Source organism: Thalassospira sp. CH_XMU1448-2, from assembly GCF_037027285.1.
Taxonomy (GTDB): Bacteria; Pseudomonadota; Alphaproteobacteria; order Rhodospirillales; family Thalassospiraceae; genus Thalassospira; species Thalassospira profundimaris_C.
Genome location: NZ_JAYMEA010000004.1, coordinates 262,157 through 277,266 on the forward strand (window position 1 = coordinate 262,157; position 15,110 = coordinate 277,266).

The 15,110-nt window shown below is 53.0% G+C and carries 12 protein-coding genes; 6 read left to right on the top strand and 6 right to left on the bottom strand.

The window, feature by feature from the left end; genetic code table 11:
- Positions 1-114: 114 nt before the first annotated feature.
- The 3 genes from yddG to WA318_RS16330 all read left to right on the top strand — a co-directional run bounded on the left by yddG (position 115) and on the right by WA318_RS16330 (position 4,054).
- Entirely contained in the window at positions 115-1,023 is a 909-nt protein-coding gene (gene yddG, locus WA318_RS16320; protein WP_336082811.1) for an aromatic amino acid exporter YddG, read from the top strand.
- A 215-nt stretch (positions 1,024-1,238) separates the two neighbouring features.
- A complete protein-coding gene (locus WA318_RS16325) occupies positions 1,239-3,011 on the top strand; it encodes a tetratricopeptide repeat-containing sulfotransferase family protein (RefSeq protein WP_336082813.1) in 1,773 nt (590 codons plus the stop codon).
- A 68-nt stretch (positions 3,012-3,079) separates the two neighbouring features.
- Positions 3,080-4,054: an adenosine deaminase gene (locus WA318_RS16330; protein WP_114100052.1), complete on the top strand. Its 975-nt coding sequence runs from the start codon at positions 3,080-3,082 to the stop codon at positions 4,052-4,054.
- Between the two features lie 83 nt (positions 4,055-4,137).
- On the opposite strand, the gene WA318_RS16335 is transcribed toward WA318_RS16330, so the two are convergent.
- The gene (locus WA318_RS16335) at positions 4,138-5,109 is read right to left on the bottom strand and encodes a phytanoyl-CoA dioxygenase family protein (RefSeq protein WP_336082816.1); all 972 of its coding nucleotides are present in this window, start codon (positions 5,107-5,109) and stop codon (positions 4,138-4,140) included.
- A gap of 143 nt (positions 5,110-5,252) precedes the next feature.
- Here WA318_RS16335 and WA318_RS16340 point away from each other — a divergent pair, with 143 nt between their 5' ends.
- The gene (locus WA318_RS16340) at positions 5,253-6,206 is read left to right on the top strand and encodes a helix-turn-helix domain-containing protein (RefSeq protein ID WP_114100054.1); all 954 of its coding nucleotides are present in this window, start codon (positions 5,253-5,255) and stop codon (positions 6,204-6,206) included.
- A 21-nt stretch (positions 6,207-6,227) separates the two neighbouring features.
- On the opposite strand, the gene WA318_RS16345 is transcribed toward WA318_RS16340, so the two are convergent.
- The 3 genes from WA318_RS16345 to WA318_RS16355 all read right to left on the bottom strand — a co-directional run bounded on the left by WA318_RS16345 (position 6,228) and on the right by WA318_RS16355 (position 9,059).
- On the bottom strand, positions 6,228-7,142 hold the full coding sequence (locus WA318_RS16345; protein ID WP_336082819.1) for an alpha/beta hydrolase: 915 nt from the start codon (positions 7,140-7,142) through the stop codon (positions 6,228-6,230).
- A 40-nt stretch (positions 7,143-7,182) separates the two neighbouring features.
- A complete protein-coding gene (locus WA318_RS16350) occupies positions 7,183-8,490 on the bottom strand; it encodes an alpha/beta hydrolase (protein ID WP_336082821.1) in 1,308 nt (435 codons plus the stop codon).
- Positions 8,491-8,654: 164 nt separating this feature from the next.
- Positions 8,655-9,059 carry an OsmC family protein gene (locus WA318_RS16355; RefSeq protein WP_114100057.1) on the bottom strand — a complete coding sequence of 135 codons (405 nt, stop codon included), beginning with the start codon at positions 9,057-9,059 and terminating at the stop codon, positions 8,655-8,657.
- A 201-nt stretch (positions 9,060-9,260) separates the two neighbouring features.
- Here WA318_RS16355 and WA318_RS16360 point away from each other — a divergent pair, with 201 nt between their 5' ends.
- Both WA318_RS16360 and WA318_RS16365 read left to right on the top strand, forming a co-directional pair.
- Positions 9,261-9,596 (top strand): hypothetical protein, encoded by a 336-nt coding sequence (locus tag WA318_RS16360; protein WP_114100058.1) that lies wholly within the window; start codon positions 9,261-9,263, stop codon positions 9,594-9,596.
- Between the two features lie 186 nt (positions 9,597-9,782).
- Positions 9,783-11,438: a diguanylate cyclase domain-containing protein gene (locus WA318_RS16365; protein WP_258548815.1), complete on the top strand. Its 1,656-nt coding sequence runs from the start codon at positions 9,783-9,785 to the stop codon at positions 11,436-11,438.
- 77 nt (positions 11,439-11,515) lie between these two features.
- On the opposite strand, the gene WA318_RS16370 is transcribed toward WA318_RS16365, so the two are convergent.
- On the bottom strand, positions 11,516-13,261 hold the full coding sequence (locus tag WA318_RS16370) for a tetratricopeptide repeat-containing sulfotransferase family protein (protein ID WP_336082824.1): 1,746 nt from the start codon (positions 13,259-13,261) through the stop codon (positions 11,516-11,518).
- Positions 13,261-15,039: a tetratricopeptide repeat-containing sulfotransferase family protein gene (locus tag WA318_RS16375; protein WP_336082826.1), complete on the bottom strand. Its 1,779-nt coding sequence runs from the start codon at positions 15,037-15,039 to the stop codon at positions 13,261-13,263. Before WA318_RS16375 ends, WA318_RS16370 begins: the two co-directional genes overlap by 1 nt.
- Between the last annotated feature and the right edge of the window lie 71 nt (positions 15,040-15,110).

Sequence of the window (15,110 nt, forward strand, 5' to 3'; positions counted from 1 at the left end):
GGCCTTTGGTCATTTCACAGTGTATGAAGCCCGAAATTCGGAGTTTGGGCAAAGACGGATTTGAAAATTCCCTGCATCTTCCGGTTCGCCTTGAACGAAATCCGGACGATGAAAATGACAAACGGGATTGAAAAACGAACGGCAACATTAATCGGTGTTCTGGCCGTCCTTTTATGGTCGTTGCTTGCGTTATTTACCACTGTGGTTGCCGCGATCCCGCCCTTTCAGCTCGTCAGTTTGTGCTTTTCGATCGCCAGTATCCTGAGCTGTATCTGGATTACCCTGCGTGGTGGCAGCGTTTTCAGGGCATTGCGACAGCCCGTCGGGGCTTGGATGCTTGGTGTGGCGGGGCTGTTTGGCTATCATTTTTTCTATTTTGTGGCACTGGCAAATGCGCCAGCTGTTGAAGCCAGCCTGATTGCCTATCTGTGGCCGCTTTTCATCGTTTTGTTCTCGGCACTCCTTCCGGGGGAAAAGCTGCGCTGGCATCATGTTGCCGGTGGCCTCCTGGGACTTTCGGGTGCGGTTTTGCTGGTCAGCAAGGGGCAGGGGCTATATTTCGATCCGGCTTTTGCGCTGGGTTATGGTGCGGCGATGGTCTGTTCATTCCTGTGGTCGGGTTATTCGGTTTTGAACCGGCGTTATCGTGACGTTCCTGTTAACGCGGTCTGCGGATTTTGTGCGGGGGCAGCGGTGCTTGGCTTTGTCACCCATGGCATGACAGAAGTCTGGGTCTCGCCGGATTTTTCCCAGTGGATGGCGATCCTTGGTCTCGGTCTTGGTCCGGTGGGGGCGGCATTCTTTGTCTGGGATTACGGCACCAAGCATGGTGATATCCAGATACTTGGTGTTGCATCCTACGGCGCACCGTTGCTGAGCACTTGCTTCCTGATCATCTTTGGCAAGGCGCTGGCAACGCCGGTTGTGATTGCGGGTTGCATCCTGATTGTTGCGGGTGCGGTCCTCGCATCCCGGGAACTTTTGTTTCGGTCAAAGAGCAGGACCAATTTTCAGCAACCTTGATTTTTAACCCGGTTTTGCAAGGCGTTCTGCTGTGGCTCCGCTTTCCGGAGCAACTAAAGGTGGAAAATGTATCTGCTGTTGCCATGTTGTCACATTTCCGTGATTTTCGACATGAGAGCGGCTATTTGTGCTGTGCAGCATTTGTAAATGAACTATAGTCGGTTTGTGCTTGGGGAGGGGGCGTGTAACTCAGATACGCATCCAGGGACAAACGAATGACGCAGCTACAAAACGATGTTGCCAGGGATCTGAAAAAGGCAATGTCTGCAGCCGAATTTGACGAGGCTGCCAGGATTGGTGTCCGCATTTTACGGAGCCATCCCAAACGGACTGACATCCAGATAATGACCGCTGTTAGCGAGTTGCAAGGTTCAAATCCTGCTGCCGCTGGTGCGCGTTTGCGCAAGCTGTTCCGAACTGTCCCGACAGATCACAAACTGTTTGGGGCTATTGCGCAGAATCTTTTGCAATATTCGTATATTTTAAATGACTTCTGTTCATTCGAGTCGCTTATTGAACAGCGCCTCCGTGCTGCGCCGCAAGACGATTTTCTGGCCTTTATGCTGGGTGATGTGATTTTCCGGGGAGAAGTTTCTACAAGTCCGGGAAAATGTATCGCGCCGAAATTTGATCGCGCTGTTGAAGTGCTGAAATCAATTTCCGGGCACAGCCATTATTTTGATGAAGCCCAGAAGTTGCTGGCACGCATTCACTTGCATCAGGAACGCCATGACCAGGCTTTCGAACTGCTTGAAAAGGCGGTCGATCGTGCCCCCGAGAATCTGGATTTGCAGATTTTTCTGGCGTCGAGCTATGCGATGGCTGGCAAGGTTGAACAGGCTGTCGCAAGAAGTCTGTCTGTCCTTGCGAAACGGCCGGGATATTGCGCGCAACCCTATGTGATTATCTCGTTCGTCCGTCCGCAAGCGATGCCTGCGGATGCGACGGCTCGGCTTGATGCGATCCTTGATGATCCGACGTCTGGTGGTGCCGAAAAATACGGGGCAGCTTATGCTTTGGCCAAGATTGCCGAGACTGGTGGCGATATGCAAAAGGCCTTTGACTATTACAGCAAGGGCCATGCCGCCAATCGCGCCGCACGTCCGTTTGATATGGATCGCGAATTGCGCGAAATGGAGGCATTGGTAGAGCTGGCTCATCTGGGGGCCGCTGATGATATAAGCATCGCAGATATTGCTGCGCTTGATTCCAAGGGACCCAAACCGATCTTTGTTCTTGGCATGCCCCGTTCGGGGACAACCCTGACCGAGCGTATTCTGGGGGCTCATCCCGATGTATATGCGGCGGGCGAAATCGGCGACTTTGCCAAGGCTGTTATCGAAACAGTTGGAACCGGTTCAATTTCCCAGCAGTTGTCACGCATCGATGACAAGGCCGCCCGAAAAATCAGAAAGCAATATCTTGATGCATTAAGAGTTTATGCACCAGACAAGGCTTTTGTGACAAACAAGACGCCAGCCAACTTTTTGCGTACCGAGATGATCCGGCGCATTTTCCCCGATGCACCGATTATTCATACCCATCGTCATCCCTTGGCAACCTGTCTGTCGATCTATACGACGCCATTCGCCATCCCGATGCGCTACTCGGACGATCTTGGTGAACTTGCCGATTACTATCGTGCTTATGTTGATCTGATGAATGTGTTCTTTGAAACAGATCGCACCGGCATGCTTTATGATCTGTCCTATGAGGATCTGGTGACAGACCCGGTTGCTGTTGCCAAGGACTGCCTTGCCCATTGTGGTCTGGATTGGCATCCCGGATGTCTTGAATTCTACAAGACAGACCGGACAGCCGCGACGGCAAGCATGATCCAGGTCCGTCGCCCGATCTTCAAGGACTCGCTGGGCAAATGGCAGCGGTTTGAACCCTATATCGGTGCGTTGGCCAAGCTTGCCGATGCGGGGGAAGATGCAAAGGTCAATACAGCCCGGAAATCATCGCGCAAAGCGGTTGCCGCGTGACCTGACGGGGGCTTCGGGGTAGAAGGTATTCTGATATAAAAAAGATACCGACAAAACCGGAGCACCCCATGACCCTGTCCATTCCAAAGGCCGAGCTTCATCTTCATCTTGAAGGTGCGCTGACCCCGGCACTGGTGCGAACCTTTGCCAAGCGCAATAACCTGACCCTGCCCGATGACATTTATGATGCGCAGGATCGTTATATTTGGGGTGACTTCCCGGAATTTCTCAAAAGCTTTGACAAGGCCAGTGCTGCAATCCGCACCAAGCAGGATTATTCGGATCTGACCTGTTTCTATCTGACTGAACAGGCCAAGGTTGGAGCACTTTATGTCGAACTGTTTTGCTCACCGACCCATGCGGCTGAATGCGGTTTGTCATATGATGAACATCTTGAAGCGGTGGTTGACGGCATTGACCGTGCCGAGAAAGAAACCGGCATCATTGGCCGGATCATCATGACCTGTGTGCGGCATGTCGGCGGCGATATCGCGGTCAAGGTCGCCAGGGAAACCGCAGATTGCGGGCATCCCTATATTGTCGGATTTGGCATGGGCGGGAATGAAAGCATGTTCTCGCAGGAGACATTCTATCCGGCCTTCAAAATCGCGGCGGATGCGGGGCTGGGCTGCACCACCCATGCGGGCGAGGTACAAGGCCCGCAAAGTGTCTGGGACGCGATTGACAAGCTTCCTGTGACCCGTATCGGACACGGGGTCCGTTCGATCGAGGATCCGAAACTTGTCGAAACACTGGCAAAGCGCGGCATCGTTCTGGAAGTTTGCCCGGGATCGAACATTTCATTGTCGGTTTATCCCGATTATGCGTCCCATCCGCTGCGCAAGTTCCATGATTCCGGTGTGAAGGTCACACTCGGGTCTGATGATCCGCCCTTCTTCCATACCAGTCTGGCCGAAGAATATCAGCGCGCCAAGGATGTATTCGGTTTTAGTGACGCCGAATTGCTCGGCGTGACCCGTACGGCAATTGAGGCTGCTTTTGTCGATGATGCCACCAAGGCGAAATTGCTCGCAAAGCTGTAGTTTTTCGTTCGTGCGCCTAATCAAAAAGAAAAGATCGCCCGCTGTGATCAACGGGCGATCTTGATGTTTTCAGGTGTCGCGTTTTACCAAGGCGTCTTACCCAGAATTTTCTCGCCAAGCGATGTCAGTTCGGCGCGTTCATAGCGGGTCTGTTCCCAGTTGCGCGGATCTCCGGGGAATGCATAGCCGCGGGCTGGAAGGCGCTCGGACCAGCTTCTAACACGCCAGTCCACAAGGTCCTGTTCTTCGGGGGTCGCAGGTGCCATTGAGATATATTGCGCAATGCGGGCCTGATCAGACCGGTTGGCGCGAATGCCGTGCGCCAGCAAGCTGTTGAAAATCACCAGATCACCGGCCTTCATGGCGATGCATTTGGGCTGATAGGGGATCGTGTCCATGTCCGGGCGGAACGGATCACGATCGGCCGGTGCGGATTCGCGCCATTCTTCGAAATTGGCGAAAAGGTCCGGGACACACTGGAAACCGCCCATGTCATCGGTGGTATCAACAAGTGACAGTACGCCCTGCACATTGATTGGCAGCGGGGCGGCACTGGTGTCTGCATCCCAGTGAATGAAACCGTCAAACGCGCGTGACCCTTTGTTCCGGGTGTTCAGATTGGCGCGGTCAATCGAAACCCAAAGGTCGGTGCGATCCCAGATATCGACAAACGCATCATAAACACGCTGGGTCTGGCGGTTATCCCAAAGTGTCTGGTGATTATAAATCTCGACCATGCCGGAATTGTTGAGTTCCTTCATTGCATTGTCGCGCATTTGCGGGCGATTCCAGCTTTCCGGATCATCGGGATCCATTTCCTGGAACTCCCACAAAAGATCGACCGTAGCGCGGACCTGTTTTGCAGGAACAGCATTGGGGACAACGACATAGCCATAAGTCTGCCAGTGGGCAAAGTCGTCTTCGGACAACACACGAAGCGGCAGTTTCTTTTCAAGGTCGCGCAATTGCGTGCCGCTGACTTCCCTGGTGGATGCATTTCCCGGGCGGTCGCTGTTGGGCGTCATCGTTGCGCTTGGCGTTGCGAGCATGGACATCAGGTTCCTCCGTCTTTCTGATTTGATCTGTTAAAATTAAAGCAGGAAGACCGTGTCCTGCACACTGACAGGACGGACAAAGAATGATACTATTCGGCCAGATTGTTAGATAATTTGTTCCGTAAAGACGTGGTGCCGGTCTGATGAAACTTCTGTTTGAACATGTCCAGATCGCGCCAGACCGGTCGTGGAAAGGCCTTTATCGTAATCTACTGGCGATCCCGTTTGAATGGCACTTTCACCCGGAATATGAATTGACCCTGACACTTGGCAGTTCGGGGCAGCGTTATGTTGGCGACCATATCGGCGATTATGGGGATGATGATCTGGTGCTCTTGGGCCCCAATTTGCCTCATACCTGGCATTCATCAAATGCGGCTCCGCCATCGGTCAGTCACGGCGGATTACGCGCCCATGAAGAAGCACTTCAGGTCAAGGGACGGGCAAAGGGCCATCAGGCGTTCGTATTCTGGTTTACCGCCGACTGGATCAATAGTGTCTGCAAGACCATGCCGGAACTCGCCGGGCTGGAAAAGGTTCTTGGTCTGTCCAAGCGTGGCGTGCAGTTTGACGCAGCAACTGCGCGCAAGGTCGCGGCATTTGCCCCGGCCTTTGACAAAGGCGCGCCAGCTGACCAGTTGCTGCTTTTGATCGAGGTGCTCAGAACGCTGCTTGATGCCACGAAACTTACGCCACTTGCGTCGGATCGTTTTGATGCAGCCATCCCCGATCATGATGATGCCAGCCGGTTGGGCAGGGTGCTTGATCTGCTTCATGGCAGCTATTTCGATGCACTCAGCAGTGCCGAGATTGCCCGTCACGCCGGTATGAGCGAACGCACCTTGCGCCGTTTTTTCCAGCGCCATATGGGATCGAACATTCAGGATTACCTGATGGGGTTGCGCCTTGGGCGGGCGGCCAGCCTGTTGCTGTCTTCTGACATGCCGGTCTATCAGGTGGCAGAGGAATCCGGTTTTCAGAATCTGTCACACTTCAATCGTCAATTCCGTCGTCACCGCAACGTTTCCCCCAGTGCATTCCGCAAGTCACGGTTTGAGGGGCAGGCTGTGCGTAATCCTGTGCCCGCGAACACCTGAGACGCGGAATACAGCAACGAACTAGCCGGGATAACGCGCCATATGGGCATCGAAGAACGCCCAGAACTGATCGCGAAAGATGTCTCTTTCCTGCAGGATTTCATGACGTGCTTCGGGAATTTCACGAATGGTTACATTCGGGTTTTTTCCAAAAAGATCTTCGGTCACCTTGTTTGAAACCACCTGATCATTCCCGGCAAGCACCATGGTAATGGGCGGCAAGTTCTGGCCGATATCGGTTTGTTCAAGGCGTAGAGCGATATCTGTCTGGGCGCGAAAACACGCATCAAGCCACCCGGCCGAGGTGCCGCCAACCACAAGGTCGGGAGTAGCTTCAAGGATGTTGCGGCTGCTTTCGTGACGATGCGGATCGGATGTCAGAATGTTTTCAGGATCGAAATCGGCAATCGGGCTATATCCGCGTTGTCCCGGAAGATACTGTTTGTCAAAACCGTATCGGCACATCTCGCCCGACAGGATCTGTGCGGCAATTGAAAACCACCGTGGCCCGCCCAGGCCAAAAAACGGGGCAACCATGACGGCACTTTTCCAAAGATCGGGTTGATCCAGCATCATGGACATTGCCACCAGCCCGCCGGTTGAGTGGGTCAGCAAACCGTCACAGACAATACCGTGCTGTTCCCTAATATGGTCCAGAACGTGGCGGGTGTCGGCTTTGTAATGCGTGATATCGCGAACATAGCCCATCGCAATATCAGGTGCCTCACGCGTAGATCCACCGTGGCCGCGAAAATCAAAGGTTACGGTGCCATATCCGCGTTTGGCCAGATCGCGGGCAGTTTCGCCATAGCGTTCAATGAACTCGCCACGTCCCTGAAGGATAAGAACATATCCCTTGGACGCACATGGCGGTGTAATACCGGCTCTGAGCGTGACCCCGTCAGGTGCAGTAAAGCGATCTATGGTAAAAGGCATGGGGCGGCTGTTCCGGATCAAACTGTTATCAAAGGCGACTTTATTGTGCAGCGGGGGTTTGACCGCCACCAAGCGATGCAACAATAAAAGCCGCCATCATTTCGATCATGTTGGGGAAATCCGGATTGAACGTCCCGCGTCGCAATGTGCCAGCGGTTGCAGATTGCAGCAGATTGCGTTCGCCATAGACGGTGTCGCTGCCTGTTTCGCAGGCTTCATGTTCTGCGGGATCATCATAATGACCGCAATCGCGAATGGTGCCGTTGAGGCCATAGACAGGGTTATCCGGGCTCATGGTTATCGCGGTATGGGCGTGATTGATGGTGCGCATGTCATCATTTGACGAACTGATAATGTCGATATTATCGCATCTCGGATGTCCGGAAAGCTCGTTGATCTCGCCCTGATACCAGATCATTTTTTTGATGCCGGAATTCACCTTGCTGCAGAAATAATCCACAGCGGCCAATGGATTGACTGTCTGATCATCGGAGCTGATGGCGATAAAGACCGGGGTCGTTGATGTGGGCAACGAACCATCCCGATAGGGTTCGGTAACCAGATGAAACTCTGCTGCTGCATTCATCGCCATGGAGCCATATTTGGCCGGATCGCTTTCGGGATCCTGACCGACCCAATCCTTGAAATAGCGCACATAGGGGGTGAGCCAGGCCATCTCGCTTTTGGCCTCAAAACCGGGAGACAGCATGATCATGGCACTGATGCGTTCATCCGTGCCACGGGCGGAAATGTCGCGCCCGATCAGGGCTGCCCCCATCGAATAGCCAATCGGAATGATATGTTCGATATCATCCCCGAAGGCGTCGATGCCAAATCGTACGGTATCAAGCCAGTCCTGATAGCTGACATCAATCAGATCGCCCGGGGTTGTTCCATGTCCGGGCAACAGCACGCCATTAAATGTTGCGCAAGGGAACCGCATGCGAAGCTGATCGCGAACGTCGCTCAGCCAGTAGGGGCTGTCGGTAAGGCCGTGAACGGCAAGAAAACCAACCTTCTCGCCATGAACAAGATCACCTCCTGCCGCATCACATGCAGCTTGATCCGGTGCGATACTATAGGGGCTTCGCATATCGACGACCTGATCAATGTCATAATCGCCAAATGGTTTGGTTTCCGATGCATAACGCCCTTTGGACAGAATATCGTAAAGCTGTGTGCGTGTTGATTGCACATAGGCGTCAAACGAGGTTCCCCTGACCGGAGCGCTTATCGCATTGCCCGATGGTGCATGCTGCGCATCCGATTCTGAACAGGCACCGATAGCCAACAGGGTGCCCAGTACAAAAGAAGTCAGTCCGGTACGGATTGTCCGTCGTGTGACCATGGGGAGGCTCCATATTGGTTGGTGCAAGGGATTGTATTCGATATCGTTTTGCGCGTGATGTTAGCGCGTGTGGTCCCGTGGTGCGAGCAACAAAAAAGCGGTCTGGCGACAGACCGCTTTTTCAAGCATACATCATGACCGGCCAAAGCCTGCGGGCTGCCAGTTTATTCGATCACTTCCCAGCTATGGGTTACTTCGGCAGCCTTTGAGAGCATGATCGAGGCCGAGCAATATTTCTCGGCCGAAAGTTCGACCGCGCGACCAACCTTGGTTTCATTAAGGTTTTCGCCCTTTACCTTGAAATGCAGGTGAATTTTGGTGAAGACCTTGGGATCGGTTTCCGCGCGTTCTGCCTTGACCTCTGTCTCAACATCCTGAACGTTCTCGCGGCCTTTTTGCAGAATGTGAACCACGTCGATCGATGAACAGCCGCCAAGCCCCAAAAGCAGCATCTCCATCGGACTTGGGCCAAAGCCGGTGTCCTTGTTGCCATCCATGACAACCCCGTGTCCGGTGCCGCTGGTGCCCGTGAAAGTAAGGTTTTCAAGCCACTTGACGCGTGCTTCCATGATCGAATTCCTGTGTTTGAAAAATCATTGCCTCATCCTCTAGCGCGGTTGACGCCTGCCTGCAAGTTGCGATCATGTTTCCGGGTAACTTGTGAATTTGTCGCATGGGCATTTCGGGTAGCAAACTGTTATAGGTGTTTTTACTTTCCCGCGTGATACTATCGTAAGAATTCAGTCCCTTATGGTGTAGGAGTAAAGGGCATGACACAGGATCAAAACCGCAGCAAAAGCCGTTTCATGATGGGCATGGAGCACGTCCTGCGCGAGATTAACCATGAAATCATCAGCCCGGCGATCCCGGATATGTCGGTTGAAAATGCCGTGCCGTTGATGATTACGGTTGCCCGCTTGCGTGCCGACTACCTGAAATACGCGTTCAAGCTAAGTGCGGATCGCACCGAACGACACCCGACCGAAGAAGAACTGGCAAAGCTCAAACATTTGCGTGAAACCTATCAGGAAATGCTTGCTGCGGCGCGCGAACTCGAACATTGCATTGATCGTGGTTATATCGATTTGCCGGTACCGGCGAAGTAACACACATAAACATCTGGGGGGAGGGGATTTTCAATCGCCGGTCATGTGAGAAAAATCATGACTTATCCTCAAGGATATGTAATTGCTGTTGCTCATATAAAACAAGACCGGTCAATCAGGTCTGATTTGGGACATCAATGATAACATAGCCAAGGGAGTGCACTGCAAAGCGGTGCGCGGGGTGTATTGTCTGTCAGTGTAGATGTTGTGGCGACCGCGGCGTTGTCGCGTGATAGCCTTGTCTTTCTAGATAAGAACGATCTGAAAATCGTTCATGTCAATCCGGCTGCAGAAAAGCAGTTTGCCGCGGCTAGGACGGTTTTACGCACCGGGACCGAGATCAAACAGTTTCTGGCCTATCTTGCAAAGAATGGCGAGTTTTCTGACGGGGATCCGGTTGGCGCTGTTCGTCAGGCGCTTGGGGCCATTTCATCCGGGACGCGGGCGGATTTGCCCGGTGTTCGACTTGAAAAGACCCTGTTTTCCTGGCATTGCGATGTCGGGCCTGGCGAGACCATCGCGCTGGTTCTGCGAGATAGTGGCAAGGCGCAGGAACTTGCCCGCGCGCTGGCCGACCACAAGATTTTTATCCAGCATCTGATCGACGTGCTGCCGATACCGGTCTATCTGAAAAATCTTGATGGCGTGATCACGCGCTGCAACGCTGTGTTTGCCGAACTTTTCGGCCATGCGGTCGGGGATGTGATTGGCAAGAAGCTGATCGAAATCGCCCCGGACAGTCTTGCCAAAACGATTTCCGCCCATGAAAAGCCGCTTCTGATTGCTGAAGGACAGGTGCGCGACGAGATCAGCTTTGTCCTTGATGACGAGGAACGATCAGCCCTGTTTGCCGTCTCGAGCCTTAAGGGACCAAGCGGCAGTATTGCAGGCACCATCGGATCGCTTGTTGATGTCACCAGTCTGAAAAAGGCCCAGGCCGAAGTTGCCGAAGCTGCGCAGCGCCTGACAGGGCTTCTGGAAAGTGCGCCTGTAGGAGTGGGGATTTCCAGTCGCGAAACAGGTGTCTTCCGGTTCTTTAACAGCACATTTGCCAAGATGCTCGACATCAAGGACGAAAAGGAACCAACGGATTCCATTTTGTTGTCGGAACGCTATCGCAAGCAGTCTCTTCAAGATATGGATATGATCGGCGAGCTCCATGATGTTGAAATCAGGCTGCGCCGCCCGAACATGGCCGAAGCGAAATGGCTCAAGACTTCGCTGGAACCGCTGTCGTTCGAGGGTGAAGACACCGTGTTGTGGTGGACGAGCGACATCACCAAACAAAAGCACGCCGCCCGCGAGCTGCAAAACAAGGCCAATAATGATGAGCTGACCGGATTGGCCAACCGGGCGCGTTTCATGCAAAAACTTGATCAGTGCGAAACGGTTCTGCGCGGGACCAATACGCCGGCCTCGATCTTCATTCTTGATCTGGACGGGTTCAAGAATCTCAATGATACCAAGGGGCATGCGGCAGGGGACTGGCTGCTGACGGAAACGTCAAAAAGGCTGAAGCGTGCAGGGCGCCGGGCCGAGGAAGTCGCCCGTCTTGGCGGCGACGAATTCACCATGCTGTTCATCAACAAGGGCGGTGCCAGGGAAATGGGTGAGATCGCCGATGCAATCCTCAGGGAGCTTAGCCAGCCCTTCCTCTGGAAAGGCGAAGATTGCGGGGTTTCGGCCTCCATCGGGGTTTCGGTCTTTGATGGTGGTAATTGCGATATGAGCGAGCAGCTCAGACGCGCTGACAAGGCAATGTATCAGGCCAAATCAGCAGGCAAGGCGCAATATTGCCTTTACACACCGGATCTGGAACCCGAACTTCATCAGGACGACTGATGCGCACCCGCATGTCCGGTCATTGCGGGCCGTTACGAAGGCAAATCCGGCCTAAAGGAAAGAAATTTCCTGAAGAATCAGTCAGGCTTTATGCCAAGCGCCTCGATTAGAGGGGCAAGTTCCTTCTGGTACGGGCGCCATCGTTCAACACTGCTTTGATAGACCGGTTGGCGCACTTCAAGGGCGCTATGGGTGCGCACTTCGCGTTTATTGTCATAGAATCTCAGGCACGCATCCTGCCATTCAAGATCAAGGAAATTGATCAGACGGCGGGCTTCGTGATCAAGGTCGGCGATGACCTTTTCATAGTCGATCGTAATCAATTGATCGGGGTGCAGCGTCTTTTCCCAGTGTGTCATCAGATCACGATAGGCGAGATAGAAATGCCCAATCTCGCGAAGGTCACAAAGATATTTGTGACCGTCACCAAAGAAATGGGTAAAGCACGAAAAACCGGTATCAAGCGGATCGCGCCGCGAATGGATGATCTTTGAATTGGGAAAAGCCATTGCGATCAACCCGACAGAAACAAAGTTCCCGAGCATCTTGTCGACGATATAGCGCGGGGGATTGCCATCGCGTATCGCTTCGGGAGGCAACATACGAAGAACTTCATCGCGGTAGGCCTTGGCAAACATCGCAAGGCGTTTGGGATCGGCCAGAAGCTTTTCATGGGCTGGCAGAGATGGAAAGGCATCGCCATAGGCGCGTTTCAACAGATTGGGAAGTGTCCGGATTTCACCAACCCCGAAGGCATCCGTGTGGCTGTCCAAAATCTGTTCAAGCAGGCTCGATCCGCTGCGCGGCATACCGACGATGAAGATGAATTGCTGCTCGTCCCCGGTTTCGCGCAGGGTGTTCCGCGCGATACTTTCGGGCGTAAAGAAATCTGGCAGTTTTTTGAGGAAACCAAGTGTGCTTTCCTCGTTATAGTCAATCTGTTCGCGTTGATACCGGTTGGCGGTGAAATAATGATCCATGGCGGTCTTGCCATCGCCACGCGTCATATAGGCCAGACCAAGTGCGTAATGCAGATGTTGGAGATCGGTCTTTGACAGCTTTGATTTTTCAGACCGGATCATCTTTTCAACGGCAGCAAAATCGTCATCCTCGAAGGCCTTGAGTGATGCCAGTTCCAACCATGCACGCGTGAAATATCGGGAATGACCAATGGCTGCACGAATAGTGGCCTCGCAGCCCTTTTTATCCCCGATGGTTTTGAGGTGGTCTGCCTTGTTGACAAGGATATTGGCCAAATCATGCGGGGATGGCACCAAGGTGACTTTGCTAGTGTCCGATGCAGTTTCAAGTGCCCGGTCATAAAGCTCCAATGCCTGCGCAGGGCGTTTCGAATTGGCAACCGAATAGGCAAACAGGTTCCATTTTTTCCAGTCGGACGGCGATTGTGACAGAGCATGACTGAAAAGCCTTGTTCCTTGATCAAAAAAGCCATTGAGTATCAAGATACTTGCAAGTTGTGCCTGTATCTCGGTATCAGCTGGATCGCGTTTCATCGCGATATTAAGAACATTCTGGGCTTCCAGATTCATGTTCCGTTTGATCAGGAGTTTTGCCAGATCAAGGAAGTATCGGTTTTGCGGATCAGGTGCCTTGCAGGCAAACTCCAGATGCTTTAGCGCGCCGAACTCGTTGCCCATGGCTTCCAGTACACCTGCAAAAAAGTACAGTAGCGGCCCGTGGCTGGGATTGCTGCGCAAGGATTGCGCGCAGATGTCATGGGCTTGCTTGTGTTTACCCTTCTCCCACAATGTTTGCGCCCGTTTCAGAACGTTATCGGGTGACAGGTCTGAGGTGGAATTCATCAAATCTCTCGGTCCTGATGTTCGATGCCAAGTGCATGCAATAATGGCTGAATATAAGGCGCATACGGTTTCCAGCGTTCAACACTGGTTTGATAAAGGTTCTGACGTACCTGCGTCGCACTGGCAGTACGAACCGACCGTTTTGCATTCTGGAAATCGAGAACAGTTTCGTCCCATGGTAAGCCCAGAAATTCGATCAAGCGACGGGATTGCGGCTCGGGGTCTGAAACCAGGTCTTCATAGTTGATCTCAATGAAGCGGTCCTTGGGGAGGACTTTACGCCAATGAGCCATCAGGTCTTCATAGGCCCGATAAAACTCGCCAAGCTCTGTTTGATTGCAGGTATAGACCTGCAAGTTGGCAAATCGCTTGGAATAGCATGACAGGCATGTATCAACCGGATTGCGTCGACAATGGATAATCTTGGCCCCAGGAATTGAAAGCAAGATCAAGCCGGCCCAGGAAAAGTTTCCGAGCATCTTGTCGATTACCACCTTTGTGTTGGGCGCAGACGGGTAAGTGCAAAGAACGTCATCGCGATATGCCGTATGCAACTGGTTCAGAAGTTCCCCGGATGCCAGTTTTGCATGGTCTTCCGGTTGGCTCGGGAACAGGGGGCCGAACAGCCGGTCCTTGAACTTTGGAAAGCTGCGCAATTCGCCGGTCGGCAGAGCTGCGGGATGGCTCGTCAGGATTTGTTCGGTCAATGTACTTCCCGAACGCGGCATGCCGACAATAAAGGCATGGTGTGGCACATTGCCAGTTTCCTCGGGAAGGTTTTCAAACAACGCGGCCGGGAAGAAATCGGCAATCGCGTTAACACGATCGCAGGTGGTCTTTGAATCATATCCGGATTTCTTGATCGGGTCATAGGCAAAGTCGGAACGTCGCAGGGCATTGGCTTGATCAAGATGTGCGATGGCCTGCTTTGGATCGCCAAAGTCCATATAGGCCTTGCCCAGGGCAAAGCCGATCATTTCCCTGTCCACTTTCGCCAGTGTCTTCGTCTTTTGCGACAGGATGCTGTTCATTGTGCTGATATCTGCCTCGTCATCGGGCGTGAACGTGATCACGTCAGAAAGGTCATGCCAGGCCCGTCCGGAATTCGGGTTGACCTCAAGCACCTTGCGGAAAAAATCAGCAGCACCTTTCAGGTCCCCCAAATGGCGTTTTGCTTCGCCTATTGAAATTAATGTGCGTTCCAGACATCCGGGATCATCTGCGGCGATTTTGGCGGCCTGCTCCAAGTATTCAAGTGCTTCCTCGTCCCGCCCTGTCTTGATGAGTGCCGAGCCAAGATTATGAAAGCTGGCCCAGTCATTCTTGTTAAACTGAACAGCCTTTCTAAGTATCTCGACCCCCTGACTGTCATATTCCCTTTGCACAAGAATGACGCCAAGTTCGCGATAGGTTGGTCCGTCGGTTGGAAAGCGACGCAAGGCGGCAAACAGGATCTGCTGGACCAGATCAAATTTCCCCAAAGCGCCAAGCACGCCAGCCAGCTCATGGAAATAGCCGACAATAGCATCCGGACTGTTGCAGGCGGTTTGCAGCAACCGCGCAGCTTCCGGGAGGTTATCAGTCGCGCGATTAATCCGCGCCATCACGAACAGGGCAGGCGCATGGTCCGGAACAACTCCAAGCGCCTGCTGGGCAGAGCCAAGTGCACTCGCAATGTTGCCAGCCGAAAGGGCTGTTTCGGCTGCGCGGGCAAGCTTGTCAGCTTTTTGCCTGTTTCGCTTTGCTGAGAAACTGTTGGTTGAGCTGTTTCCGGGCATTGGATTTGTTTTCTTCCCGCTCGTTTGGGTAGGGAGAGCCTAGTCTAACAAGGGTAATCAAACTGTTTAAA